The sequence below is a fragment of the Erwinia papayae genome, assembly GCF_058241465.1.
This window is the reverse complement of record NZ_JBZCHT010000013.1, coordinates 117,994-142,308: the sequence shown is the minus strand read 5'-3', so window position 1 is coordinate 142,308 and position 24,315 is coordinate 117,994. Positions and strand designations below refer to the sequence as shown.

Sequence of the window (24,315 nt, the reverse complement as noted above, 5' to 3'; positions counted from 1 at the left end):
GCAATGCCTTGCGGTCCATGCTTAATTTTATAGGGTAAATTGATTTCGATTAATTTGAATTTGCTCACATATAATCAATTATGATTGAATATAATCATTACCAGCAGGGGAGATGGCTTCCCGTGATAAATGGCAGGAGATGCGATGACGCCCTTGCAGTGGAAAGAGCCGGTACTGGCGGTGGCGGATGATTTCACCGGGGCAAATGATGCCGGAAGCGCCATGGCGGGGGCCGGTGCGCGAGTTAACGTGCTGTTCAACGCATCGGCGGAGACAGACGGGCTGGAAGCGGATGTCTGGGTGATTAATACCGACAGCCGCGCCTGCACTGCCGACGAGGCGGCCCAACGCACCCGGCAGGCGGTGGCACGGCAGGCAGAGCTGGCGCGCAACGGCTGGATCTTCAAGAAAATTGACTCCACGCTGCGCGGTAATCCCGGTGCGGAAGTCGAGGCCGCGCTGCTGGCCAGTACAGCCCCAGCGGCGCTGGTGGTGCCGGCGGTGCCCAAACTGGGTCGCATCACCCGGCAGGGGGTGTGCTATATCGACGGTCACCGGTTGACCGAAACGGAATACGCCAGCGATCCGCAAACCCCGGTCAGCGAGGCCTGCGTGCTGGCACGATTACAGCAGCAGAGCGCGTTAAAAGGTGGCCTGCTGCCGCTGGAGGTGGTGCGCCAGCCAGACCTGACGGCGCATCTTGCGGCGGCGATAGCAGACGGTCAGCGGCTGATTGTTCTTGATGCCGAGCAGCCGTCAGATTTGCAGCACATTGTTCAGGCGGCGGCGGCACTCGCGGTGCGACCACTGCTGGTCGGCGCGGCCGGGCTGAGCGATGCGCTGAGCGCACACCTGGCCGGAGAGGGGCAGAGGGCTGCTCTACGCCCTGCGCCGGTCAGTGTCAGGCCAGCGGCGCTGGCCGTGACCGGCTCTATGAGTGAGTTGGGCAGCCGACAAATTGCCCGCCTGCAACAGCACTTTTCGCTGTGTCTGATTGATATCAGCGTCCGGCAGATTTTGAGCGCCAGCACCGATGAGGGGCTCTGGCGACAGCAGGCGGTCACGGCGCTGCAACGCGGTCAGCACTGTGTTATCCGCACCTGCCAGCAGGCCAGCCAGCGGCATGATATCGCGGCGCTCTGTCAGCAATATGGCCTGAGCCGTCGTCAACTGGGCGAGCAGATTTGTACTTTTCTTGCCGGACTGACCCGCGCGGTACTGGCAGAGGTTCAGCCTGCCGGGCTGTATCTTTCCGGCGGTGATGTGGCGATTGCGGTGGCCAGCGGGCTGGGCGCAAACGGTTTTTGCGTTGCCGGCCAGGTGGCGGACTGCGTTCCCTGGGGACAACTGCTAAACGGTAAAAACGACCTGCTGGTGCTGACGAAGGCTGGCGGTTTTGGTGATGACAACACCCTGGTAGAAGTTTTTCGTTTTATTGAGGAGAAGGCGGGTGAGTAAAATTATTGCGGTTACCATGGGCGATCCGGCGGGTATTGGCCCGGAAATTATCATCAAATCTCTGGCGGAAGGAGAGCTGTCAGGTGCAACGGCGGTGGTAGTAGGGTGTGCCAGTACGCTGCGGCGGGTGCTCGGTATGGGCATTACGCCCCAGGCGGAAATACGCGTGCTGAACCGCGTGGCGGAGGCCCGTTTTGCGCCGGGGATCATTAACGTGATTGACGAACCGCTGGCCGAACCGCAGGCGCTGAAGCCCGGTGTGGTGCAGGTTGCGGCGGGCGATCTGGCTTTCCGCTGTGTGAAAAGAGCCACGGAGCTGGCGATGGCGGGCGAGGTTCATGCTATCGCCACCGCGCCACTGAACAAAGAGGCGCTGCACGCCGCCGGACATCTCTACCCCGGCCATACCGAACTGCTGGCGAAACTCACCGACAGCAAAGATTATGCGATGGTGCTTTACACCGACCGACTGAAGGTGATCCATGTCACCACGCACATTGCGCTGCGTAAGTTCCTGGACACACTGAACGGCGAGCGGGTGGAAACGGTCACCGCGATGGCAGATACCTTCCTCAGGCGCGTGGGCTATACAAATCCGCGTATTGCGGTGGCCGGGGTGAATCCACATGCCGGTGAAAATGGCCTGTTTGGCGATGAGGAGATCAAAATCGTCGGGCCGTCCGTTGAGAAGATGAAAGCGCAGGGGCTGAATGTCACCGGACCCTGCCCGCCGGATACGGTTTTCCTGCAATGCTATGAAGGCCAGTACGACATAGTGGTGGCGATGTATCACGATCAGGGACACATTCCGCTGAAGCTACTGGGCTTCTACGATGGGGTAAATATCACTGCCGGGCTGCCGTTTATTCGTACTTCTGCCGACCACGGCACGGCGTTTGATATTGCCTGGACAGGTAAAGCGAAGTCTGAGAGCATGGCGATTTCCATTCAGCTAGCGATGCAGCTCGCATAGGGATATATGAAGGGACAAAGTCGCCTCGACCAGATTATGGACTTTCTGAAAAGTCATAATCTGGTCACCGTCGATCAGCTGGTGGCTGCCATTGAAGCGTCACCGGCCACTATCCGGCGGGATTTAATCAAACTCGATCTTGAAGGCGTGATCAGCCGTTCGCATGGCGGGGTAACGCTTAACCGTTTTATTCCTGCTCAGCCCACCACGCTTGAGAAAATGCAGCGCAATCTGGTTGAAAAGCAGGCGATTGCCCGTGCGGCGGCAAGCATGGTCAGTTCAGGCGATGCGGTGGTGCTGGATGCCGGAACCACGATGATGGAACTGGCGCGTCAGCTGACGCATCTACCGCTGCGGGTGATCACCGCCGATCTGCATATCGCGCTGTTCCTTTCTGAATTCAAGCAGATTGAAGTGACGATTATCGGTGGGCGTATTGATGATTCCAGCCAGTCCTGCGTGGGCGAGCACGGTCGCAGGCTGTTACGCAATCTCTATCCTGACGTGGCCTTTGTCAGCTGCAATTCCTGGAGTCTGGAGAGGGGGATAACCACGCCGACGGAAGAAAAAGCCGGGCTGAAAGAGGATCTGCTGGTCAATGCCCGTCGCCGGGTGCTGCTGGCCGACAGCAGTAAATATGGCTCATGGTCGCTGTTTTGTGCCACGCCGCTGCAAAATCTTACGGATATCGTTACCGACTGCCATCTGGCAGAAGAGGTACAGAGCCAGCTGAGCGATCAACCATTCAACTTGCGGCTTACTCAGTCCTGAGAGCAAAAAAAGGGCGATCCGCAGACCGCCCTCTGGGGTAGCATGTTAAGGTGCCTTTGCCCCGACTGACGGGATATTGCGCCCGTAATAGATTTCACGCATCTCTTTCCACAGCAGGTCGGTGATTCTTTTATGTTCCTGCTGGCTCAACTCTTCAGGTCGGGTGTTGAACAGATAGTGTTTCAGATCGAACTCTTTAAGCAGCATCTTGGTGTGAAAGATGTTCTCCTGATAAACGTTCACATCCACCATGTCGTACATCGACTTCATGTCTTCCGACATAAAATTCTGAATCGAATTGATTTGATGATCGATATAGTGCTTCACGCCGTTCACATCGCGGGTAAAGCCACGCACCCGGTAATCGATGGTGACGATGTCGGATTCCAGCTGGTGGATCAGGTAGTTCAGCGCCTTCAGCGGTGAGATAACCCCACAGGTGGAGACTTCAATATCGGCGCGAAAGGTGCAAAGGCCGCCTTCAGGATGGCTTTCCGGGTAGGTATGAACACAAATATGGCTTTTATCCAGGTGCGCTACCACCGAGTTGGGCAGCGGGCCGGGGTGTTCTGAGGTGTCGATGTCTTTCGGATCAACCGGTTCTTCACTGACCAGAATGGTAACGCTGGCCCCCTGTGGCTCATAATCCTGTCGGGCAATATTCAGCACGTTTGCGCCAATGATCGAGCAGGTTTCGCTGAGGATCTCCGTCAGGCGGTTGGCATTGTATTGCTCATCAATGTACGCAATATATCCGTCACGTTCCGCATCGGAACTGGCATAACAGATATCGTAGATACAAAAACTCAGGCTTTTTGTCAGGTTGTTGAAGCCATGTAGTTTAAGCTTTTGCAATTTTGTTCACCCCCTAGTCAGTCAGCCAGTGCATTTAACAGATATTGCGGCAGGGAAAAACTGCCAGTATGGATAGCCGGATTGTAATAACGGCAGCTCAGGCCGGTTGCAGCATAACGGGCCTGTAATGTTGCGCTATCCAGCTGGCGGAGCGAAGAATTGTCGCTGGCCCAGGCAAAGGTCATGATGCCGCCGTAGTAAGTCGGGATTGCAGCCTGGTAAAAACTGACATCGCGGAAGTAGTGACTCAGTTTGCGATGGCTGTTAACTGCTTCATCCTGTTGCAGGAAACACACGCCATTCTGCGCCACGAAAATGCCATTTTCATTAAGGCAGCGGTGGCATCCCTGATAAAACGCCGAGGTGAAGAGGCTTTCACCCGGTCCAACAGGATCGGTGCAGTCAGAGATAATCACATCAAACTTGTCGCTACAGGTGCGGACAAAGTTAACACCATCGTCAATCACCAGATTAAGGCGGGGATCCTGATAAGCACCTGCGCTGTGGTTGGGGAGATATTGCTGACAGAACGTCACCACGCCTGCGTCAATTTCCACCATCGTTATCTGTTTAACCGTTTTATGGCGGCTGACTTCACGTAGCATGGCACCGTCGCCGCCGCCGATGATCAACACCCGTTCAGGGTTGCCGTGCGCCAGCAGCGGGACGTGGGTCATCATCTCGTGATAGATAAACTCGTCGCGCTCGGTAGTTTGCACCACGCCATCCAGCGCCATAACACGGCCCAGCGCGGCATTTTCAAAAATGATCAGATCCTGATGGTCGGTTTGCTCACGGTACAGCACGTTGTCGACAGAGAAATACTGCCCGAAACCGGTATGAAGCGTTTCATACCACCTGTCCTTTTCAGCCATGATGAGGCTCTCCTGAGGAAAATAGCCACGAAAAATGGGGCAGTATAATAGCTAACTCTGACCGTGGTTGCACGGTCAAATTATCACCTGACGGGCATTGTTGCGGGATTATTTAACGTAAGCGAGCAGACTGAGGGAGTCACGGGCCAGGGATTTGCATTTCATATCGTTAGGAATGGCGATACCACTGAGATCTTTATAACTGTCTTCGCCCAACGATTTCATGTTGTAGCTGCTGTAATTACTCAAATCCCAGCGATTCTGCTGCGCGAGAAACAGCAGCGCCCGGCGGATCTGATCGTCCGGCAGATTGCGATAGCCGCAGTCATTCTTCAGATAGACAAATACAGCGGTCAGATCCGCCAGATCTTCCGCTTCCGATTCGCTAAGCGCAAAACTTGCCGACGAGAAGCCAAACAGACCCAGTAACAACAGAGCCTTGATGCTTTTCTTCATAATTGTTCTCAACCAGTTGTAATAGCCAGACGTTAACACAGTTATTGCCGGGCTTCAGACAATTTTGCCAGGGAAATGGCTGTAATGGGGTATTTTCTTCAAAGGCTGTGGCAAAACATCAGCCAGGCTTGACCTTACCGCTGGGGGAAGGGTTATGCTGCGGCTTCTGAAAGATTGCCGGTTTAAGGAAAAATGCGATGCAACGCCTTGATTTTATTAAGTTAAGTACTGCGATGGCTGCGGCCAGTGTGCTGCCATTGTGGAGCCGTTCACTGATGGCGGAAACGACGCGTTCCAGTCTGCCTGTGCCCACCCTGTTAACCGCAGACCCGCGAGGATTAATCAACATCACTGCACAGCAGGGGCAGAGCCAGTGGATGGGCAAACCGGTTGTCAGCTGGGGCTATAACGGTGCGCTGTTGGGACCGGCAATTGCTTTGGAGCGGCATAAACCCGTAACGGTAAATCTGCATAACAGATTGCCGGAAGCGACCACCGTCCACTGGCACGGGCTGGCTGTTCCCGGCGAGGTGGATGGGGGGCCTCATGCGCTGATTGCGCCCGGTGAGTTTCGCAGTGTCAGTTTTACGCCGGATCAACCTGCGGCTACCTGCTGGTTTCATCCACATCAACATGGTCGTACCGGCTATCAGGTCGCTCAGGGACTGGCCGGGTTGGTGGTGGTAAAAGATGAGGAGAGTGAAAAGCTGCTGTTGCCGAAGATTTGGGGCGTGGATGATATCCCGGTCATTTTGCAGGACAAGCGGCTGAGCGAGGATGGCAGTAGGATTGACTATCAGCTTGACGAAATGAGCGCGGCGGTGGGCTGGTTCGGTAAAACCATGCTGACCAACGGGGCGATTTATCCGGTACATGCCGTGCCGCGTGGCTGGTTGCGGTTACGGTTACTGAATGGTTGTAACGCCCGTTCGCTGAACCTGACTGCCAGCGACGGCCGACCGCTGTATGTGATTGGCAGTGATGGCGGGCTGCTGGCTGAACCGGTGAAACTGAATGAACTGCCGATGCTGCCCGGAGAGCGATTTGAAGTACTGATCGATACCCATGATGGAAAAACCTTTGATCTACAAACGCTACCGGTGCAGCAGATGGGAATGACGCTGGCACCTTTTGATCAACCGTTGCCGGTGCTGACCATCCAGCCGCTACAGATTTTTGCCAGTGGTACGCTGCCGGATAAGCTGGTGGCGGTGCCTGCCATAGCCTCGCATGACGATGTCAGCACACGTCTGTTGAAACTGACCATGGACCCTGAGCTGGACAGGCGCGGCATGCTGGCGCTGATGGAAAAGTATGGTCATGCCGCGATGGCCGATATGAGTGGCGACGCCGATGATAACGGCGATGGGGAATCGTCTGCGATGTCGGGTGGTGAAAAAGGGCACGGTTCAATGGCAGGCATGGAGCACGATTCAATGCCGGGAATGGAACATGATAAGCCATCTGCCAGCGCATATGATTTCCATAACGGTAACAAAATCAATGGCGTTGCTTTTGATATGGACCGGCCATCATTTGATGTAAAACAGGGTGTTGTGGAGAAGTGGATCATTTCCGGCGAGGGTGATCAGATGCTGCATCCTTTCCATATTCACGGCACGCAGTTTCGTATTATTTCGGAAAATGGCAAACCGCCAGCGCCACATCGTCGTGGCTGGAAAGATATGGTGCGGGTTGAAGGGGGGCGCAGCGAAGTGCTGGTGAGTTTCAATCACCCTGCCGGTCAGGATCAGGCTTACATGGCCCACTGCCATCTGCTGGAACATGAAGATACGGGCATGATGCTTGGTTTTACGGTGAGTGGTTAACGGGTTTGTGGGGCTGGGTGCATTTGCATGTTTGTCAGCAAGGCCGGCAAGGGGTGATGAATTTTCCATGACCGGACGTTCGGTAGTCGGCAGGCTGAACCGGCTGAAAATTCGGGTAGATTTTTCGCTGCTCTGATTGTGTTTATAAAACAATAGCTTAATTTTAGAGTGTTCCCCGCGCGAGCGGGGATAAACCGGTGGGAATTAGCCAGCATGACGCAAACAGGGCGTGTTCCCCGCGTGAGCGGGGATAAACCGGGTGCGGGATATATTTGCCGGCCAACTCAGTGCTGACACGGGCTGTTGAGGTATCAAGTTGTGCCGGAAATTTCTGCGAAATGCTGCATTGAATATTCAATGGCACGATCAGTGAGCTACAATGCCAGCTGCTGTGAAAATGGATTAATTTATAAGGGAATATGACGATTAGTGCAGAAAAGCTTGCCGATGAAATGGTTGATGCCATCCACCTTGACAGTAATTTCTTTCGTGGTTTTCTTAAGGGGTTTGTAACACTCCCGTTAGATTTTTACTATTTGGGTAGGGATTACACAGATACAGACAACAGGACGGTCAATTCCTTTGACAAGGAACGCATGGTAAGAATGATTAAGAATGGCTTGGCATCAAAGCAAAATATTGAAAAAATTCTTCGCCTCTTCCTGGACAATTTTTTTCGTCATGTGGATGCAACGAAAGTAAGAGAGCTTTCTGCAAAGAGGGCGGGCGGTTTTTTGGGAAAAATGGCTTTCAATCAGATAGCCACCGGCAATATGGGCTATGTTTTCTCATCCAGATTGATACCACGAATTGTTACTGGTGCTACAGTTGGCGGCATTCTCTCGATTGGTGCTGCAATGCCTCGTTCAGTTTAAGTTTCCAGAGATCTTCAGCGCCGAAATCATAATGCTTACAACACGCTCAGGCGATTGGGTGATCTCGATCTTCTGTACTTTATGGTTGCAGATAAAACCAGACCTTTTGAGGATGCTGCCGCGCTGTGGTTTACTGATCGCAACAAATTTCACCAGACCTGCTGTTATTTTTTCGAGAAAGTATAAATATGAAAACCTTTTTACTGGCCGTACTTTCACGCCTTATACAGGGTATTGGAATTGGTATATGCGGACTGTCATTAATTTACATGGGCTGGTTCGTGTTTTTTTTCGTACAGTCATTACAGATATTACCTGGCAGGGTTTATGGTCCAGGGGCTAATACTGGGTTACTATGTTTTCAAATTTGCTGTGCGAAAAATCTATGATGAAAGCCCTGATGACTGGTAGTTATTATTATAAATAAAAACGTTGGCTAAAGGGTTTTATCCAGCCATTAGCAAAGGAATTGAAAATGAACTGTGTAAAATCCTCGCTAAACCAGTTGAGTAGGTTTGTTGGCTGGGGAATGTATCATCTTGTTGAAGCGACTATCACCGGGTTGTGCTCAATTGCTGCATTACTGTCCCTTTTTATGTTTGAAAGTGGTTGGTTGAAAGTCACCGGATTCGTGGGATCTTTTGTTCCTGGTTATGTGATCTCACATGTTCCTGGCAGGCTGCGGGGTGAACGGTAAGTCGCAAAAGACAGTTTGAACAAGAAAGCCCTGGCGACAGGGCTTGATTGTCGGAGTGTGGTCCCTGAGAGGATATCTTTGTTAAAATATGTAATACTATCATAATTTTAACATAAAATTCAGGCCACTTACACGGCCTGTTGAACTAGTCGGAATGTGTTCCCCGCGTGAGCGGGGGATAAGCCGGCATTTTTCGTCATAGAATTTGAACAAGTTGCGTGTTCCCCGCGAGAGCGGGGATAAACCGGACGGGTATGTGGTAAGTACGGTTGTGCGCGCGTGTTCCCCGCACAAACATGGCAAAGCCAGACGTCGTGCAGGGCGGGATATTTCTCCGGTGGGAGTCCGCGCGAAAATAAAGCTTATTGCGGATCTCCCCCCTGGCATTAAATAAACCCTGCCAGCCGCAAAATCAGAAAGAGTAGGTCAGTCCAGCCAGACCGCTGTAATCGGTCCTGAAGTTACCGGCAAAGCTGGTTTTGCCCTGTACAACAACCGACAGATTCTTGCCCGGTTTACCTTCAATACCTGCATGAAGCCGGTATCGGTTATCGGACAGGGCATCATATTGCCGGTGCGAGTGGCTGTCAGATAAATTCAGCGTTGAACCCGCCCGGGCGGGTGCATACTGATATTCTATCCCCGCGCTCAGCACCAGATGGGGAATGCCGGACCACAGTCCACGTTTTTTCAGCTCGACGCCACTGGTCATCTGCCACGGCGTGGAGGAACTGAGCGCAATGTCTGCATTTTCTCCCCTCAGACTGTAGCCGGAAAGATAAGCACCACTCAGGCCAATGTAGGGCGAAACTGAAAGGCTGTTCTGCCATGCAGTAAATTCATATCCGCTTTTGATACTGGCTGCGATGATGTGAGAGGACGGGGAGGCCTCGTTGATGCCCGGCAGCGGGTCGAAACTGAACTCTTGTTTGAGCCAGGTGTAGCGACTGGCGCTGTCGATAAACCAGCCGACCGGTGAAGACCAGGAATAGCTGATGCTCACACCGGACATATAATGAGTCGCCCGACCATTACCTTTGGTTTTTCCCCGGCTGTGACTGGCGCTGATACCCACTGTTTGTTGATTAAATACCGTATCCCAGCCCAGGCTGAGCGTCTGCTGGGTCAGCGTGAAGTCCTGCCAGCTACCCTGATGATGCTCCAGTGTGGCCCATTCACCACTTTTTTCCGGCAGGTCTCGCAACAGCGAGGAACGCTGATGCATAGTGCTGAACATTTCGTTTAACAGATACTGACGAGAGGCCATCAGGCCGCGAGTTTTGTCAATAAGCGGCTGATTATCGTTAATTGTGAACCAGTCCTGTGGCGAAAATCCGCCCTGTTCCGGAGGCGCAGAAGCGGTGTTGTCCCCGGCGGCTGCATCATCTGTCGCTGGTGTGTTGTCCGTATCGGATGCGCTGCCATCATCTGCTGCTGGTGCGCTGTCCTTATCAGATGCGCTGTCATCATCTGCCGCTGGTGCGCTGTCCTTATCAGATGCGCTGTCATCATCTGCCGCTGGTGTGTTGTCCTTATCAGATGCGCTGTCATCATCTGCCGCTGGTGTGTTGTCCGTATCGGATGCGCTGTCATCATCTGCTGCTGGTGTGTTGTCCGTATCGGATGCGCTGTCATCATCTGCCGCTGGCGTATTGTCCGTATCAGATGCGCTGTCATCTTCTGGAGGGACGGGGATGGGATCACTGTTATGCTGCAATACCCACAATACCCGCCCATCATTTTCCTGTACCTGATAGTTTGGCGAATACAGGCTGAAGCCCAAAGCGATATCCGGCAGGGTGAAGTAGCTGTGTGAGGTGCCTGCCGGGGCATCCACCATCACCAGATCTTTCAGCAGGGAAACCGGTTGGGACGCATCCAGCATCAAAGAAACATCAAGAATGTTACTGGCACCGGTTGCGGCACGCCTGATGGTCAGTTTGTCGTTTTCTGCCGTGGAGGGCATGACCCCCAGACTGAGAGTCATGTCGCTAGCGTTCAATGTATCCACTTCAAGGTGTTTTGCTGACCATTTTCCGCTGGAAAGCAGGGATAACCGCGAGCCGCTGAGGGCATTCAGGGTGGTGACCGAACTGCTGCCGGTTAATCGCCAGTAAGCCGCTGGATCGAGCGTCAGCACGGTGGTGCCTGATGAGGTGATACGCCCCTGATAATCGACTTTCCCCAGATACAGGCTGGCGTTGTCGGCCAGAGAAACATCGCCGGTGACCGCACTGTATGACAGCGCTGACTGCTCCTGACGGGTGCGAGTGGGCTGACTACAGTTTACGCTGTCAGTGTTAATCACCGCGTAACAGCGCCAGATTTTATCCTGTTGCACTTCACTGTTGTTATAGCCAAACATCAGCTTTGATGATTCGCCTGCGACGACATCGGCAGTGACGTCCGCATACTCTCCTACCTGAAATGTAGCTCCACTGTTGACCACCACCTGATGAGCTTTAAACAAAGAGGTGGACCAGTCGTCATCCACCACCACGCCACCTGCATGGGCCACGGGTTGCCCGGAGAGGATCACCGTGCCCTGCGAGACATTCAGGCTGCCGTTAAGATTAAAGCCCCCGCTCAGTGTCATCTTCGACGAGTCACCTTGCTGGTTGACGGTAACGTTCAGCTCACCGTTGATTTTATCGCCGTCTCTCTCACCCAAAAAACCTCTGAATACATCATTATTCAGCTGAGAAAGCCGGTAGTTGACAGCCTCAGAAGCATCCGTGCCGAGCCAGGTCCAGGTGGCTGTACTGGACTGACTGGTTGGAAAGTAGCCGTAAGAGGTGGAGTTTAACTGAAAGTATTCAGTCTGTTTTGAGTAAGGATTACTGTACTGATAGAGGCTACCGATGGTGCCTTTGCCCGAGGAACTCCATTTATTAAAGGGAACGTCCTCGCTGGAATAGCCTGTCAGCGTCAGCGTGGCGGCGGATTGAGCATGGTGATTAACCAGCGTGGCACCACTGTCGGTATGGTTGATTTTTTTAAAGCGCAGTGCGTTGCCATTCAGATCCAGCGTGCCGCCGCGATAACCAAAGCGAATGTTCTCACTGCTCACCTGGTCTGCGTCGGCCAGTATCACTGTCGGACGGCCGCTGACCAGCGTCACCGATGAAAAGGCTTGTTTCTGTCCTGCGCTGTCAGTCTGCTGATCGAGAATGACCGTTCCCGCGCCGGTATTGAGGCTGCCTGCATTAACTCCCGTGGCATTGATATGCAACGTGCCTTCACCAATTTTATGCAGCGCATCCCCGGCCAGGCCATTCACCTGCCACAGCACTTCCTTTCCGGCATCGACCTCGACACCACCACCAACCCAGGTTGCATCCGCGCCCTCAGCTGAAGTCAGCGTATAGTCAGCGGAAAACTGGAGTTTCCCGGCACCGAGATTGACCGCATCCTGCAAGGCGATTACGCCCCCATCGCCATTAAACCGAAGATCCTTGCTGGCATCGAGTTCATCGTTGCTTGCTTCTGAGGGGGCAAGATGCCTGTATTTTTCGTCCAGCCCCTGCCATGACCAGCTGGTATTGCCCTGGCTGACGGTGCTTTCTCCCCAGTAAAGTGTGCCATCTTTACTGCTGTCGGTGACGTCCGCAGAAGTATGCGATGCCTGTGTTGATGCCACAAAATCCTGCGGAATATAGACCGCCACCGCACGCCTCTGATAGACGCCTTTATCCTGATCGTAACCACGGTGCACCGCGACCAGTTTCCATTGTCCCTCGACCTCGTCCCAGGCAAAGACGGGACTACCGCTGTCTCCACCTTCGGTCCCTATGGAAAGAGGCGTGGTAAATGCATCATCAGGGCCGAGATTGTAATATTTCAGGTAGGTATTTGAGGAAAGGTTGCGCACACTCTCTGTGCTGATGGTTCCACCCGTTTTCCATTTGTAAGCGGCTGCGAGAGAAACACGCTCTGTCCCTTCTTCATTTACCTGTGTCTGGGCGCCCGCGCCGACGCGGGTATACCACGTGTAACGAGATTTATAATTGCTGAGGAAATCTGATTTGCCGACGGTGGCAACAGGTGCGGCGTCTGTCACCACCTTATTAAGCCGTGGAATATGAAAATCGAGGCTGCTGTGATTATTACGATTTATAAGCTTATAAGTCTCTGCGTAACGGGCTCCATTACCAAACGTCACGTTTTTATAACCACCATTGTGCTTAACGCTGACAATATAAGAGGGAGAAATTAACGTTGAATATCCTGCTGAGACAACAGAGCCAAAATCTGGCATGGAAAAATTTAAATAATCAGAGAATGAATCATCTTTTTTATAAACTGGAATTGAGCTTGCGTTGACCGTGTATTTACCGAGGTTTTCAGCAAAGTCACGATACTCCTGAACGTCAACATCTGGCAGCATTATGCCTGCGGCGGAAGTCATAGAAATAAAAAAAGAACAGTAGTATATAAAATGTTTGTTTTTCAATGTTGTTATCCTTAACATTCATTTGAAATAAAAATATTGATGTTATTATTTTTTTCTGTGCTGTGAATTTTATAAATACAACAAAGAGGCGAGGTGGTATGTTGATGAAATGTTTGTAAACCATCATCCTGGCATCTGAGCAGTATTCTGTTTATAAAATAAACGTTGTTCTGGCTCTCCCCTGTTGGTTATGGTGTGCTGTTGAGGTTAATAATAATCCGGCATTACCCGGTATATGGATAAGCATAATAATTCCGGTAATGTTTGGAATTTAATCGTAATTGAAATGAATTGCAATCCTCTACAGGTGTTGACCGTTTAATTTATTTTCGCAAACGGTAGTAATAAATTATTTTGCCGGGTTTTAGTGATTTTTTTACAACAGAGATATAAATAATCCCGGTTGTCATCTTAATGTGGATTGTATTATCAGCGCAGCCAAAAATTAAAAATCAATGGCACACTCCTCCAATATAAATTAATCCAAATAAAATGATGTCAGGATCTGTTGCGTTATACAGTCAGGCCGCTCAACGGCACACTGGCATCCATCCGTCATTCGAAAATGAGCACGATTTTGCTCCCGTCCCTGATATACTCCCCCGCTGCAAAAGGCCTCCCTGTCATCACAGGTGCTGATTCTCTGGCAGGAGTGAGTGCAAAAATCGGGGTGAGAATCGCTGATTTTCAGCAAGGTCTGGATTTTTAACTTAATAAAATCATCGAGATATGTGATTTATGAAACATACCGTAGATATCATGATTTCTGAAGAAGCGATCGCCACACGTATCGCTGAAATGGGCCGGCAGATCACCGAACACTATCGCCATAGCGGCAGTGATATGGTGCTGGTTGGTCTGCTACGCGGTTCTTTTATGTTTATGGCCGATCTTTGCCGCAAAATTGAGGTGCCGCACGAAGTCGATTTTATGACCGCCTCCAGCTATGGCAGCGGCATGTCCAGTACAAGGGATGTTAAAATTCTCAAAGATCTGGATGAGGATATTCGCGGTAAGGATGTGCTGATCGTTGAAGATATCATCGATTCCGGCAATACGCTGAGCAAGGTCAGTGAGATCCTGCGTCTGCGCCAGCCAAAATCACTGGCCATTTGCACGCTGCTGGATAAACCCGATCGCCGCGAAGTCGAGGTCGCGGTTGAGTATGTCGGCTTTACCATTCCGGATGAATTTGTGGTGGGATATGGTATTGATTATGCTCAACGTTATCGTAATTTGCCCTACGTGGGTAAAGTGGTGATGTTGGAAGAGTAGTTTTTTATCTTTCAGAAAACCCTGCCACCGCACAATCGATTAAGGCCGGAATTTCCGGCCTGTTATATCATACCCGCCCTGTTAATCGCCTGTGTTTACAGGTCATTTCGCAGGTTAGCAATACCGTGACGGTAGCGTTGCTCAAGGATTTCACGGTTAGTGGCGGCGACTTCCAGATCGCGCAGATGACCGTCCTGGATACCGTAAACCCAACCGTGAATGGTCACTTTCTGACCGCGCTTCCATGCTGACTGCATGATGGTGGAGTGGCCCAGGTTGTACACCTGCTCAATAACGTTGATCTCGCACAATTTATCAAAGCGTTTTTCCGGCGGCAGGTCACCCAGCAGGGAGCTATGCTTGTACCACAGGTCGCGAATGTGCAGCAGCCAGTTGTTGATCAGGCCCAGCTCGGGGTTTTCCACCGCCGCCTGCACGCCGCCACAGCCGTAGTGACCACAGATAATGATGTGTTCCACTTCCAGCACTTCAACGGCGTACTGCACGACTGACAGGCAGTTTAAATCGGTGTGAATAACCAGATTGGCCACATTGCGGTGAACAAAAAGTTCGCCCGGCTCCAGGCCGGTCAGACGTTCAGCGGGAACCCGGCTGTCAGAGCAGCCAATCCACAGAAAACGGGGTTTTTGCGCCAGCGAGAGACGCTCAAAAAAGCCCGGATCTTCTTCTTTCAGCAGCTTGGACCACTCGCGGTTATTACTAATCAGGGTATCAATATCTTTCATTTTTACTCGACCAGGACTTTACATGCGTTGCTGTAATATAGGTCAACGAAACGTGATTTAAAACGGTAAATAAAAAAACCACTCAGAACAGGGCACTCTTTAACCTATGACTTATGCACTGGAACTTGAAAAACTGACCAAAACCTATGCGGGCGGCGTTCAGGCCCTCAAGGGGATTGATCTTAATGTGGAAGCCGGTGACTTCTATGCACCGCTTGGGCCTAACGGCGCGGGTAAATCCACCACCATTGGCATTATCAGCTCGCTGGTGAACAAAACCGCCGGTAAGGTTCGCGTCTTTGGCTATGACTTACAGCAGGATGTGGTCAACGCCAAGCGCCAGCTGGGGCTGGTCCCGCAGGAATTCAACTTCAACCAGTTTGAAACTGTCCTGCAAATTGTGGTCAGCCAGGCCGGATATTACGGCGTGGAAAAGAAAGATGCCCTGAGCCGGGCGGAAAAATATCTGCGGCAACTCGACCTGTGGGATAAGCGCAATGAACGGGCGCGGATGCTCTCCGGCGGCATGAAACGCCGGCTGATGATTGCCCGTGCGCTGATGCATGAACCTAAATTGCTGATCCTCGATGAACCGACTGCGGGCGTGGATATCGAACTGCGCCGCTCAATGTGGACGTTTTTGCAGGATCTGAATGCAAGAGGCACCACCATTATCCTGACCACTCACTATCTGGAAGAGGCTGAGATGCTGTGCCGTCATATCGGCATTATCCAGCGCGGTGAACTGGTAGAAAACACCACGATGAAAGGCCTGCTGGCGAAGCTGAAATCGGAAACGTTCATTCTCGATCTGGCAGCAAAAAGTCCGTTGCCCCAACTCGAAGGCTTTCAGTACCGGCTGGTGGATACCTCGACGCTGGAGGTGGAAGTGCTGCGCGAACAGGGACTGAACAGCGTGTTCAGCCAGCTGAGTCAGCAGGGGGTACAGGTGTTGAGCATGCGGAACAAAGCGAACCGCCTTGAGGAGCTGTTTGTCGACCTTGTGAATGGTCGCAGAGGAGAGAGAGCATGACACATTTGTACTGGGTTGCCCTGAAGAGCATCTGGGAAAAAGAGATCACCCGATTTGCCCGCATCTGGATCCAGACGCTGGTGCCGCCGGTGATCACCATGACGCTCTATTTTATTATCTTCGGCAATTTGATTGGCGCGCGCATTGGTGACATGCACGGTTTCAGCTACATGCAGTTTATCGTGCCGGGGCTGATTATGATGGCGGTGATCACCAACGCCTATGCCAATGTGGCATCCTCTTTCTTCAGCGCTAAATTCCAGCGCAATATTGAGGAGCTGCTGGTAGCGCCCGTGCCAACTCATGTGATCATCGCCAGCTATGTGGGCGGCGGCGTGGCGCGTGGCGTTTGCGTCGGGGTGCTGGTAACCGCCGTCTCGCTGTTCTTCGTCCCGTTACAGGTGCATTCGTGGCTGATGGTGGCGGTCACACTGCTGCTGACCGCGATCCTGTTTTCGCTGGCTGGCCTGCTGAATGCTGTATTTGCCCGCACCTTTGATGATATCAGTCTGATCCCAACATTTGTGCTGACGCCGCTGACCTATCTGGGAGGAGTATTCTACTCCCTTACCCTGCTGCCGCCGTTCTGGCAGGTGGTATCAAAGCTTAACCCCATCGTCTACATGATTAGCGGTTTCCGCTATGGCTTTTTGGGGATTGCTGACGTGCCGCTGGCCTTTACCCTCGCGGTTTTACTGGCCTTTATTCTGGGATTCTACATCCTGGTCTGGGCATTGATTGAGCGCGGCAGGGGGCTGCGCACCTGAGGCAGAAAAAAGGGCCGGTTATCCGGCCCTGAGTTTTCAGACAAGCGGCTGAGCTGAACGTCGCATCAGGCAACCTGAACCGGTACGGCTTTAGCCAGCCGTTTCATCAGATTATCACCTTCGAAATAGGCCACTTTCGGCTGCCACTGTCGCGCCTGTTCATCAGGCATCTCAACATAGGAGCAGATGATCAAAATATCGCCTTCACAGGCGCAACGTGCAGCCGCCCCGTTGACGGAGATAATTTTCGATCCCCGCTCTGCCGCGATGGCGTAGGTGGAAAAACGCTGACCGTTGGTCACGTTATAAATATCGACAGCTTCGTATTGCAGGATGCCGGAAGCGTCAAGAAAATCCTGGTCAATGGCACAGGAGCCTTCGTAATTAAGATCTGCCTGGGTCACTTTGACCCGATGCAGTTTGCCCTGCAACATAGTACGGTTCATAACCTTTTACCTTTCGCCGATAATCAAAAAAGAACGCCAGACAGCCTGATGGACGGGGCCACAAGGCCCTGCGGATAATCAGGCGAGGAGATCAACCTGCTGGTTATCAATCAGCCGTGCCGTGCCCAGCCATGCCGCCATCAGGATCACCGCCCGCTTACTGTCAACGGTCAGGGGTTGCAGGGTGTCAGCGTCACAGATGGCCAGCCCGTCGGCGCGCAAACCTTTGATCGCCAGCGCGGCTTCAGCATCGCTGAGCATCTGCTCAATGTGTCGTTCCCCGTTGGACAACTGGTCCGCGAGGCTGTTCATCACTTTACTCAGTTCAGGGGCGATTTTACGCTCATCGGCGCTGAGATAACCGTTACGTGAACTGAGCGCCAGGCCATCTCTGGCCCGGACGGTTGGCACACCAGTAATCTCGATATCGTACCCCATATCCGCAACCATCCTGCGGATCAGTGCCAGCTGCTGATAGTCCTTCTCACCAAAGCAGGCCAGGTCCGGCTGTACCAGGTTAAACAGTTTGCTGACGATGGTGGAAACGCCACGAAAATGTCCGGGACGGCTGGCACCTTCCAGTAATGTGGAGAGCGCGGGAACTTCAACGAAGGTCTGCTCACTCAGCCCGGCGGGATAGATATCGGCGGGAGCGGGAGCAAATACCAGGTCCACCTTGCGACGATTGAGCTTTTCACAATCTTGCTGGAGGGTGCGTGGATAGCTGGCGAGATCGTCGGCGCGGTCAAACTGCATGGGATTGACAAAAATCGAGACGATAACAATGTCGGCCTGTTCGCGTGCCACATCGACCAGCGTCATATGCCCATCGTGCAGATTACCCATTGTAGGAACCAGCGCGATACGTTTACCATCCTGCCGCCAGCGCCGGATCTCGCGGCGCAGCATCGGCAGTGTTTCAATAATCAGCACGATGTTTCTCCTGGATTAAGAAAAGCTGTGTTCTTCGTCGGGATAAGTGCCCGCTTCGACTTCTGCAACATACTGTCTGACGGCGGCGCGCAGATCGCCAGCCTCGCTAAGGAAATTTTTGGCGAATTTTGGAATATGTCCACCGGTAATGCCAAAAGCATCATGCATCACCAGAATCTGCCCATCGGTCATATTCCCTGCACCGATACCGATAACCGGAATGCTCAGCGCAGTGGTGATCCGCGCTGCCAGCGCCACGGGCACGCACTCCAGCACCACCATTTGCGCGCCGGCGGCTTCCAGCGCCAGGGCGTCGTTCAGCAGCGTTTCTGCCGCTGCGCTTTCGCGGCCCTGTACTTTGTAGCCACCAAAAATATTAACGGATTGCGGCGTCAGACCAAGATGGCCACATACCGGCACGGCACGTTCGGTTAACTGCCTGACGGTGTCAGCCAGCCACTGCCCGCCTTCAAGTTTGACCATATTGGCGCCGGCGCGCATCAGCTGAGCGGCGCTGTCGAAGGTCTGTTCCGCTGTGGCATAGGTCATAAACGGCAGGTCGGCGAGCAGCAGGGCATGGGGCGCACCACGGCGCACTGCCTGGGTGTGATAAACAATGTCCGCCAGCGTAACGGGCAGGGTGGAATCATGGCCCTGCATCACCATCCCCAGCGAGTCGCCCACCAGCAATACCTGGATGCCTTCATCGGCAAACAGGCGGGCGAAGCTGTAGTCGTAGGCGGTCATGGAGGCAAATTTGCGTCCGCTCTTTTTCCACTGGCGAAGGGTAGATACCGTCGTCGGTTTCATCGCAACCTCTCAAGATGTTTTCTGGAGGGCGTATCTTAAAGGATGAAACGGGGGTTTGCACTACCAGGGCTGAATGGCGCTGCTGTCCAGTCCGGCGAGAATATCTGCCGCGCGGGTGCCGTCAGGGAAAGTAATATCCGGCGCAATTTCCACCAGCGGGACCAGCATAAAGGCGCGGTTGTGCATATCGTAATGCGGGACGATCAGCCTTGGTGTGTTCAGGGTGAGCGATCCGAACAGCATAATATCGAGGTCCAGCGTGCGAGGTCCAAAGCGGTGTTCCTTGCGCACACGTCCCTGCTCCAGCTCAATACGCTGAGTATGGTCCAGCAGGGCTTCCGGCGTCAGTTCGCTGTCCAGCGCCACCGCCGCATTGAGATAATCGGGTTGATCGGCGGGTCCGTAAGGGGGCGTGCGCCAGAAAGAGGAAGTGGTGATCAGCCGCGTTTGCGGCAGAGCGGCCAGCGCATCCAGTGCTGCCTGCACCTGATGCAGCGGGTCGGCAAGATTACTGCCTAATGCCAGCCAGACGCGGTTCATGCGTTGTGGTTACCCTCACGGCGCGAATCAGAAATACGCTTACGTGGACGGCGGGTGCGGCGACGAGGCACCGGATCGTCCCCCAGCGTGTTGAGCATGGTTTTTTGCTGGGGCGGCGCCGCCACCTGGAACTCTCCCCACCAGGCGGAAAGACGTAACAGCTCCTGATTGTTTTCCACTTTCGCACGCAGTGCCAGCAAGTCATAAGCGGCACGGAACTTGGGATGCTCCATCAGTTTCCAGGCACGTCTGCCGTGGCGGCGTGGCAGGCGCAGTTGCAGCTGCCAGATATCCCGAACCAGGATGGTAATGCGCTTCGGGATCGCCAGTGAACGACAGGCCTCATCCAGCAGGTCATTCATCGCCAGAGCAAAGGCATCGTAGTAAGCAAGGCCGCTCTCCTGCGCAATTTTCTGTGCCGCTTCCAGCTGGGGATACCAGAACATGGCGGAGAATAGAAAGGCCGGGTTCACGCGCATCTGATTGTGAATGCGGTTGTCGGTATTTTTCAGCACCTGAACGATCATCCGCTCCATGTTACTGTCACCCGCTTCAGTAAAGTAACGGGTAAGGACAGGAAACAGCGGCTGAAACAGCTGATATTCGCGCAGTTGCAGATAAGTATTGTGACCAAAACCGGTCTGCAACAGTTTCAGCGTCTCCTCGAACAGGCGCGCTGGCGGAATATCATTTAACAGCGTGGCGAGACGGGGAATGGGCTCAGCCGTGCCTGGTGCGATGGACATATCCAGTCTGGCGGCGAAACGAATAACCCGCAGCATCCTGACCGGATCTTCGCGGTAGCGGGTTTCCGGATCGCCAATCAGGCGGATAATACCCTGTTGCAGATCGCTGATGCCGCCCACGTAGTCGCGCACGGTAAAGTCGGCAACGCTGTAATAGAGGCTGTTGATAGTGAGGTCGCGGCGTTGGGCATCGTCTTCAATGGAGCCAAAAATATTTTCGCGCAGCAGCATTCCGTTCTGACCGCGCTGGGAATTGTTGCGATCTTCATTAACCTGCTGTGCTTCGTGATGTCCGCGGAAAGTGGCGACCTCAATAATTTCCGGGCCAAACATGACGTGCGCCAGACGGAAGCGGCGTCCCACCAGCCGACAGTTGCGGAACAGCTTGCGCATTTGTTCCGGCGTAGCATTGGTGGTGACATCAAAATCTTTCGGTTTTTTTCCCAGCAGTAAGTCACGAACGCCACCGCCGACCAGGTAGGCTTCATAACCGGCTTTGTTCAGGCGGTACAGCACCTTGAGGGCATTTTCACTGATATCTTTACGCGAGATGGTATGACCGTCGCGAGGAATAACGGCCATCTGATGCGCTTCAACCGTTTCGGCAGGCGTTTTGTCTTCGCGACTCAGAACTTTTCGGCAAAAATTAGCAACGCGGGTAAAAATAGGACACCTCGATAGTGACAATTAAAGCTGGGCAATAAAAACAGCGGCTAATCATAGCTCAGCGCGGCCCGTTTGAGAATGCTCATCTGTTATCCTCATTCTGTTTCCGTTCATCGCCTGAAACAGAAGAAATAACCTTGTGTTGATAAAGCACATCTTCGCGAGGAAGGGCGGCGATGCTCCAGCATTGCACTGCCTGCTTAAGCAGCGCTTCGACGGAAAGATCTGTCCACTCTCTGCTGACGGGCTGGCCGAGAAATTGCAACGCCTCAACCAGCGTGGGACGCGGATCCCCGGCGGGTAACGCTGGCGCGTGATTCTGCTTTGACAGCTTAATGCCGTCACGATTTACAGCCAGCGGCAGATGCAGATAGCCGGGAACGGACCAGCCACACTGTTGAAAAAGTGCTATCTGTCTCACCGTAGGCAGGATCAGATCCGCCCCTCTGACCACTTCCGTCACGCCCTGGAAGTGGTCGTCCACCACCACCGCCAGATTGTAGGCAAACAGCCCGTCACGTCGATGAATAATAAAATCTTCGCCCGCCAGACCGGCATCAGCAACGATGTTACCCCGTACAGCATCGTTAAAGCGGTCGACGGGATTTTCGTTTCGCAATCTTATTGCCGCGTTTTGCGCGTCGCGATGCCGGGTACGACAGTAACCGTCATAAATGCCGCCACATTGCTGGATACGACGGCGTGTACAGGTGCAGTAATAGCTGTGCTGCTGCTGTTGCAGCCAGGCGAGGACTTCCCGATAGGCCTGGTGGCGCTGCGACTGCCACAACACCGCGCCATCCCACAACAGGCCGTAATGTTCAAGTTGCTGAAGAATACCCGCAGCGGCACCAGGAATCTCACGGGGAGGATCGATATTTTCGATACGCACCAGCCATTGTCCAAGCTGTGCACGTGCCTGTAAGTAACTCCCTAATGCGGCAACGAGGGAGCCGAAATGCAAAACGCCTGAAGGGGAGGGGGCAAAACGCCCGATATAAGAAGAAAACATCAATAACCTGTTAAGTCAGGCTGATTTACTGACAATGCCAGACCAGTCTGCGTTCGAAATTCTTGCCCGGTGCGGATGGCGATATGTGCCATGACGGCGACGCCCGATAATAAAGGATGTAAGTGGGAAGAAGGGCGGTCAGGCCAGCAATAAAGCTGCCTCACCGCACCCTCTTTAAAGCGGTTAACCGGCCATCTGTTTCTCGCGGATTTCCGCCAGAGTTTTACAGTCGATGCAAAGATCGGCGGTAGGACGTGCTTCAAGGCGACGGATACCGATTTCAACACCACAGGATTCACAGTAGCCAAAATCGTCGTCTTCTACTTTCTTCAGCGTCTTTTCGATCTTTTTAATCAGTTTGCGTTCACGGTCCCTGTTACGCAGTTCAAGACTGAATTCCTCTTCCTGTGCCGCACGGTCAACCGGATCAGGGAAGTTGGCAGCTTCATCCTGCATATGAGAAACCGTTCGGTCAACTTCATCGCGAAGCTGATTACGCCAGGCTTCCAGGATTTTCTTGAAATGCTCCAGCTGGGCTTCATTCATGTACTCTTCGCCCGGCTTCTCCTGGTAAGGCTCCACCCCAGCGATGGCGAGAATACTCAGGGACGAGGTTTTACGGGTTTGCCCTTCTTGCATGTTGTTTCTCCTGGATAACACGCACTATCGATCCCCACAGGGGATAAAAACAGGTCGCTATAAATAGCAGAAGCGATCAAGGTTGGCAATTATTCCTGAACATCCCTTGACAAGCCTGTGAGGAAAAGCATATCGGCACAGTACTGAGATCATTTTGATATCAGCAAATTGCGTCAAACTTTACAACTTCACAGCCAGTGCCTTTTTTAGCGAGAGTCCTTCAGGTGATAACTGTGCTTTATAGCAAAGCACTTCAACCCCACTTCGCTGCGCCTGTGCCAGTAGTTCTGCATAGTGCGCATCGATATGACGCGCCGGGGTAACGTCCTCAATCCCCGAGTGCAAAACGGCAAAAAACAGAACCGCACGTTGATCATATTCAGCCATTCTGCCGAGTTCCCGCAGATGCTTCTGACCCCGCACGGTTACCGCATCCGGAAAATAGCCTTTGCCATTCTGGCAAAGCGTTACGGATTTGACTTCAATATAGCAGTTGGTGCGGCCCTCTGCCTGCAACAAAAAATCAATGCGGCTTTCGCCATATTTCACCTCAGCACGCAGCTGGCTGTAACCGGATAATTCCGGGATGATCTGCTGGTTCAGTGCCTCTTTGACCAGGCTGTTGGCGCGCAGGGTATTGACGCAAATCCACTCTCCCTGCTGCGTCTCTGTCAGCTCCCAACTGTGCGGATATTTTCGCGTCAGACTGTCAGAGGTGGAGTACCAGACCGTATCTCCCGGCGTGGCGCAGCCGGTCATCGCACCGGTATTGGCGCAGTGCAATGTCAGTTTTTCACCCTCAGGCGTGATGACATCGGCAAGAAAACGTTTGTAACGTAAAACCAGCGTGGCTGGTCGCAAAGGTGGATCGAAAATCATCACTCTTCCTGTTGCAGCGCCCAGTCAGCCACCTGCTTATAGCGGGTACGGCCACGGGAATAAATGGATTCAAATAAGGCAAAACGCTCAACGCGAAACGACCACTGAAAATTGCGCGGCGGTAAGTCCACCGGCCTGACCGCGTTGCGTAGCAGCGTGATATGGGGATGAAAAGGTTGTGGACTTTGATAGCAGCCGCAGCGGGCAGCCTGCGAACGCAGCATTTCAGCCAGTTGCAGCAGGCCGCGTGGCGCGCGTTTGGGTCCCAGCCACACTAAACCGACGCCCGGCCAGTGCCCGGCATCATCCAGCGTAAGGGTGAAACCGGGTTGCCTGATCCTGGCGGCCTGCTGTTGCAGCACGATGGATTTCTCGCTGCTGACCTCGCCAGGCCAGGCCAGCGTCAGCGTCAGTCTGGCGGCTTCTGATGGACGACCCGCTTCAGCGGCAAAGTTGTCTGCCCGCCACTTTACAATGCTTTGCCCAACCTCTTGCGGCAGGCTGATGCCAAAAAACAGCCTTTTCTGCTCACTCATGGCGCTCTCCGGTATTCCTGATGGAGGAATGCTACAATGCCCGTC

The 24,315-nt window shown here is 53.1% G+C and carries 23 protein-coding genes; 9 read left to right on the top strand and 14 right to left on the bottom strand.

All coding sequences use genetic code 11. From position 1 onward, the window contains the following. Positions 1-144 precede the first annotated feature (144 nt). The 3 genes from dtnK to AC3RPL_RS16795 are packed head-to-tail and all read left to right on the top strand — an operon-like array spanning position 145 to position 3,202. Complete coding sequence (dtnK, locus tag AC3RPL_RS16805) at positions 145-1,458, top strand: D-threonate kinase (protein ID WP_490740887.1); 1,314 nt, start codon at positions 145-147, stop codon at positions 1,456-1,458. Continuing rightward, positions 1,451-2,431, top strand: coding sequence for a D-threonate 4-phosphate dehydrogenase (locus AC3RPL_RS16800; protein ID WP_034937203.1), 981 nt, complete (start codon positions 1,451-1,453; stop codon positions 2,429-2,431). The genes dtnK and AC3RPL_RS16800 overlap by 8 nt, the downstream gene beginning before the upstream one ends. A 6-nt stretch (positions 2,432-2,437) precedes the next feature. Next, positions 2,438-3,202, top strand: coding sequence for a DeoR/GlpR family DNA-binding transcription regulator (locus AC3RPL_RS16795; RefSeq protein WP_261643966.1), 765 nt, complete (start codon positions 2,438-2,440; stop codon positions 3,200-3,202). Positions 3,203-3,247: 45 nt separating this feature from the next. Here the strand turns inward: AC3RPL_RS16795 and speD are convergent, their stop codons facing one another. The 3 genes from speD to AC3RPL_RS16780 form a co-directional block, all read right to left on the bottom strand. Beyond that, a complete protein-coding gene (speD, locus tag AC3RPL_RS16790; RefSeq protein ID WP_034937207.1) occupies positions 3,248-4,057 on the bottom strand; it encodes an adenosylmethionine decarboxylase in 810 nt (269 codons plus the stop codon). Positions 4,058-4,074: 17 nt separating this feature from the next. After that, positions 4,075-4,932: a polyamine aminopropyltransferase gene (gene speE / locus AC3RPL_RS16785; protein ID WP_261643963.1), complete on the bottom strand. Its 858-nt coding sequence runs from the start codon at positions 4,930-4,932 to the stop codon at positions 4,075-4,077. 108 nt (positions 4,933-5,040) lie between these two features. Next, positions 5,041-5,388 carry a YacC family pilotin-like protein gene (locus tag AC3RPL_RS16780; RefSeq protein ID WP_490740886.1) on the bottom strand — a complete coding sequence of 116 codons (348 nt, stop codon included), beginning with the start codon at positions 5,386-5,388 and terminating at the stop codon, positions 5,041-5,043. Positions 5,389-5,585: 197 nt separating this feature from the next. Between AC3RPL_RS16780 and cueO the strand changes: the two genes are divergently transcribed. The 3 genes from cueO to AC3RPL_RS16765 all read left to right on the top strand — a co-directional run bounded on the left by cueO (position 5,586) and on the right by AC3RPL_RS16765 (position 8,789). Continuing rightward, the gene (gene cueO, locus AC3RPL_RS16775; protein ID WP_490740885.1) at positions 5,586-7,217 is read left to right on the top strand and encodes a multicopper oxidase CueO; all 1,632 of its coding nucleotides are present in this window, start codon (positions 5,586-5,588) and stop codon (positions 7,215-7,217) included. Between the two features lie 419 nt (positions 7,218-7,636). Further along, positions 7,637-8,092, top strand: a complete 456-nt coding sequence (locus tag AC3RPL_RS16770) for an Ssp6 family T6SS pore-forming effector (protein WP_490740884.1) — start codon at positions 7,637-7,639, stop codon at positions 8,090-8,092. A 475-nt stretch (positions 8,093-8,567) separates the two neighbouring features. Then, on the top strand, positions 8,568-8,789 hold the full coding sequence (locus tag AC3RPL_RS16765; protein ID WP_490740883.1) for a hypothetical protein: 222 nt from the start codon (positions 8,568-8,570) through the stop codon (positions 8,787-8,789). A gap of 412 nt (positions 8,790-9,201) precedes the next feature. Here the strand turns inward: AC3RPL_RS16765 and AC3RPL_RS16760 are convergent, their stop codons facing one another. Next, complete coding sequence (locus tag AC3RPL_RS16760) at positions 9,202-13,176, bottom strand: S6 family peptidase (RefSeq protein WP_490740882.1); 3,975 nt, start codon at positions 13,174-13,176, stop codon at positions 9,202-9,204. An 804-nt stretch (positions 13,177-13,980) separates the two neighbouring features. Here AC3RPL_RS16760 and hpt point away from each other — a divergent pair. Continuing rightward, entirely contained in the window at positions 13,981-14,517 is a 537-nt protein-coding gene (hpt, locus tag AC3RPL_RS16755) for a hypoxanthine phosphoribosyltransferase (RefSeq protein WP_261643956.1), read from the top strand. Between the two features lie 95 nt (positions 14,518-14,612). On the opposite strand, the gene can is transcribed toward hpt, so the two are convergent. Further along, positions 14,613-15,263 (bottom strand): carbonate dehydratase, encoded by a 651-nt coding sequence (gene can / locus AC3RPL_RS16750; protein WP_034937226.1) that lies wholly within the window; start codon positions 15,261-15,263, stop codon positions 14,613-14,615. A 106-nt stretch (positions 15,264-15,369) separates the two neighbouring features. Here can and AC3RPL_RS16745 point away from each other — a divergent pair, with 106 nt between their 5' ends. Together AC3RPL_RS16745 and AC3RPL_RS16740 are read left to right on the top strand one after the other, a co-directional pair. Next, positions 15,370-16,296, top strand: coding sequence for an ABC transporter ATP-binding protein (locus AC3RPL_RS16745; RefSeq protein ID WP_490740881.1), 927 nt, complete (start codon positions 15,370-15,372; stop codon positions 16,294-16,296). Continuing rightward, the gene (locus AC3RPL_RS16740) at positions 16,293-17,063 is read left to right on the top strand and encodes an ABC transporter permease (protein WP_490740880.1); all 771 of its coding nucleotides are present in this window, start codon (positions 16,293-16,295) and stop codon (positions 17,061-17,063) included. The genes AC3RPL_RS16745 and AC3RPL_RS16740 overlap by 4 nt, the downstream gene beginning before the upstream one ends. Before the next feature lie 65 nt (positions 17,064-17,128). Here AC3RPL_RS16740 and panD read toward each other — a convergent pair whose 3' ends face one another. The 9 genes from panD to thpR all read right to left on the bottom strand — a co-directional run bounded on the left by panD (position 17,129) and on the right by thpR (position 24,270). Continuing rightward, positions 17,129-17,509 (bottom strand): aspartate 1-decarboxylase, encoded by a 381-nt coding sequence (gene panD / locus AC3RPL_RS16735; RefSeq protein WP_490740879.1) that lies wholly within the window; start codon positions 17,507-17,509, stop codon positions 17,129-17,131. Between the two features lie 78 nt (positions 17,510-17,587). After that, complete coding sequence (gene panC / locus AC3RPL_RS16730) at positions 17,588-18,442, bottom strand: pantoate--beta-alanine ligase (protein ID WP_490740878.1); 855 nt, start codon at positions 18,440-18,442, stop codon at positions 17,588-17,590. A gap of 15 nt (positions 18,443-18,457) precedes the next feature. Beyond that, the gene (panB, locus tag AC3RPL_RS16725; RefSeq protein ID WP_490740877.1) at positions 18,458-19,252 is read right to left on the bottom strand and encodes a 3-methyl-2-oxobutanoate hydroxymethyltransferase; all 795 of its coding nucleotides are present in this window, start codon (positions 19,250-19,252) and stop codon (positions 18,458-18,460) included. Positions 19,253-19,312: 60 nt separating this feature from the next. Next, positions 19,313-19,792 (bottom strand): 2-amino-4-hydroxy-6-hydroxymethyldihydropteridine diphosphokinase, encoded by a 480-nt coding sequence (folK, locus tag AC3RPL_RS16720; protein WP_261643949.1) that lies wholly within the window; start codon positions 19,790-19,792, stop codon positions 19,313-19,315. Continuing rightward, positions 19,789-21,204, bottom strand: coding sequence for a polynucleotide adenylyltransferase PcnB (gene pcnB / locus AC3RPL_RS16715; protein ID WP_490742072.1), 1,416 nt, complete (start codon positions 21,202-21,204; stop codon positions 19,789-19,791). Before pcnB ends, folK begins: the two co-directional genes overlap by 4 nt. 82 nt (positions 21,205-21,286) lie before the next feature. Then, entirely contained in the window at positions 21,287-22,216 is a 930-nt protein-coding gene (gene gluQRS, locus AC3RPL_RS16710; protein ID WP_490740876.1) for a tRNA glutamyl-Q(34) synthetase GluQRS, read from the bottom strand. Between the two features lie 183 nt (positions 22,217-22,399). Then, complete coding sequence (dksA, locus tag AC3RPL_RS16705; protein WP_034937242.1) at positions 22,400-22,855, bottom strand: RNA polymerase-binding protein DksA; 456 nt, start codon at positions 22,853-22,855, stop codon at positions 22,400-22,402. A 180-nt stretch (positions 22,856-23,035) separates the two neighbouring features. Next, complete coding sequence (gene sfsA / locus AC3RPL_RS16700) at positions 23,036-23,734, bottom strand: DNA/RNA nuclease SfsA (protein ID WP_490740875.1); 699 nt, start codon at positions 23,732-23,734, stop codon at positions 23,036-23,038. Next, positions 23,734-24,270 carry an RNA 2',3'-cyclic phosphodiesterase gene (thpR, locus tag AC3RPL_RS16695; protein ID WP_490740874.1) on the bottom strand — a complete coding sequence of 179 codons (537 nt, stop codon included), beginning with the start codon at positions 24,268-24,270 and terminating at the stop codon, positions 23,734-23,736. The genes sfsA and thpR overlap by 1 nt, the downstream gene beginning before the upstream one ends. Positions 24,271-24,315 lie beyond the last annotated feature (45 nt).

Coding starts and splice junctions, on each gene's coding strand:
- panB (WP_490740877.1), bottom strand. CDS start 19,252: ATGAAACCGACGACGGTATCTACCCTTCGCCAGTGGAAAAAGAGCGGA.
- dtnK (WP_490740887.1), top strand. CDS start 145: ATGACGCCCTTGCAGTGGAAAGAGCCGGTACTGGCGGTGGCGGATGAT.
- AC3RPL_RS16760 (WP_490740882.1), bottom strand. CDS start 13,176: ATGCTGCCAGATGTTGACGTTCAGGAGTATCGTGACTTTGCTGAAAAC.
- cueO (WP_490740885.1), top strand. CDS start 5,586: ATGCAACGCCTTGATTTTATTAAGTTAAGTACTGCGATGGCTGCGGCC.
- AC3RPL_RS16765 (WP_490740883.1), top strand. CDS start 8,568: ATGAACTGTGTAAAATCCTCGCTAAACCAGTTGAGTAGGTTTGTTGGC.
- panD (WP_490740879.1), bottom strand. CDS start 17,509: ATGAACCGTACTATGTTGCAGGGCAAACTGCATCGGGTCAAAGTGACC.
- folK (WP_261643949.1), bottom strand. CDS start 19,792: ATGAACCGCGTCTGGCTGGCATTAGGCAGTAATCTTGCCGACCCGCTG.
- AC3RPL_RS16795 (WP_261643966.1), top strand. CDS start 2,438: ATGAAGGGACAAAGTCGCCTCGACCAGATTATGGACTTTCTGAAAAGT.
- thpR (WP_490740874.1), bottom strand. CDS start 24,270: ATGAGTGAGCAGAAAAGGCTGTTTTTTGGCATCAGCCTGCCGCAAGAG.
- gluQRS (WP_490740876.1), bottom strand. CDS start 22,216: ATGTTTTCTTCTTATATCGGGCGTTTTGCCCCCTCCCCTTCAGGCGTT.
- AC3RPL_RS16745 (WP_490740881.1), top strand. CDS start 15,370: ATGACTTATGCACTGGAACTTGAAAAACTGACCAAAACCTATGCGGGC.
- sfsA (WP_490740875.1), bottom strand. CDS start 23,734: ATGATTTTCGATCCACCTTTGCGACCAGCCACGCTGGTTTTACGTTAC.
- AC3RPL_RS16770 (WP_490740884.1), top strand. CDS start 7,637: ATGACGATTAGTGCAGAAAAGCTTGCCGATGAAATGGTTGATGCCATC.
- hpt (WP_261643956.1), top strand. CDS start 13,981: ATGAAACATACCGTAGATATCATGATTTCTGAAGAAGCGATCGCCACA.
- AC3RPL_RS16780 (WP_490740886.1), bottom strand. CDS start 5,388: ATGAAGAAAAGCATCAAGGCTCTGTTGTTACTGGGTCTGTTTGGCTTC.
- AC3RPL_RS16740 (WP_490740880.1), top strand. CDS start 16,293: ATGACACATTTGTACTGGGTTGCCCTGAAGAGCATCTGGGAAAAAGAG.
- speE (WP_261643963.1), bottom strand. CDS start 4,932: ATGGCTGAAAAGGACAGGTGGTATGAAACGCTTCATACCGGTTTCGGG.
- dksA (WP_034937242.1), bottom strand. CDS start 22,855: ATGCAAGAAGGGCAAACCCGTAAAACCTCGTCCCTGAGTATTCTCGCC.
- can (WP_034937226.1), bottom strand. CDS start 15,263: ATGAAAGATATTGATACCCTGATTAGTAATAACCGCGAGTGGTCCAAG.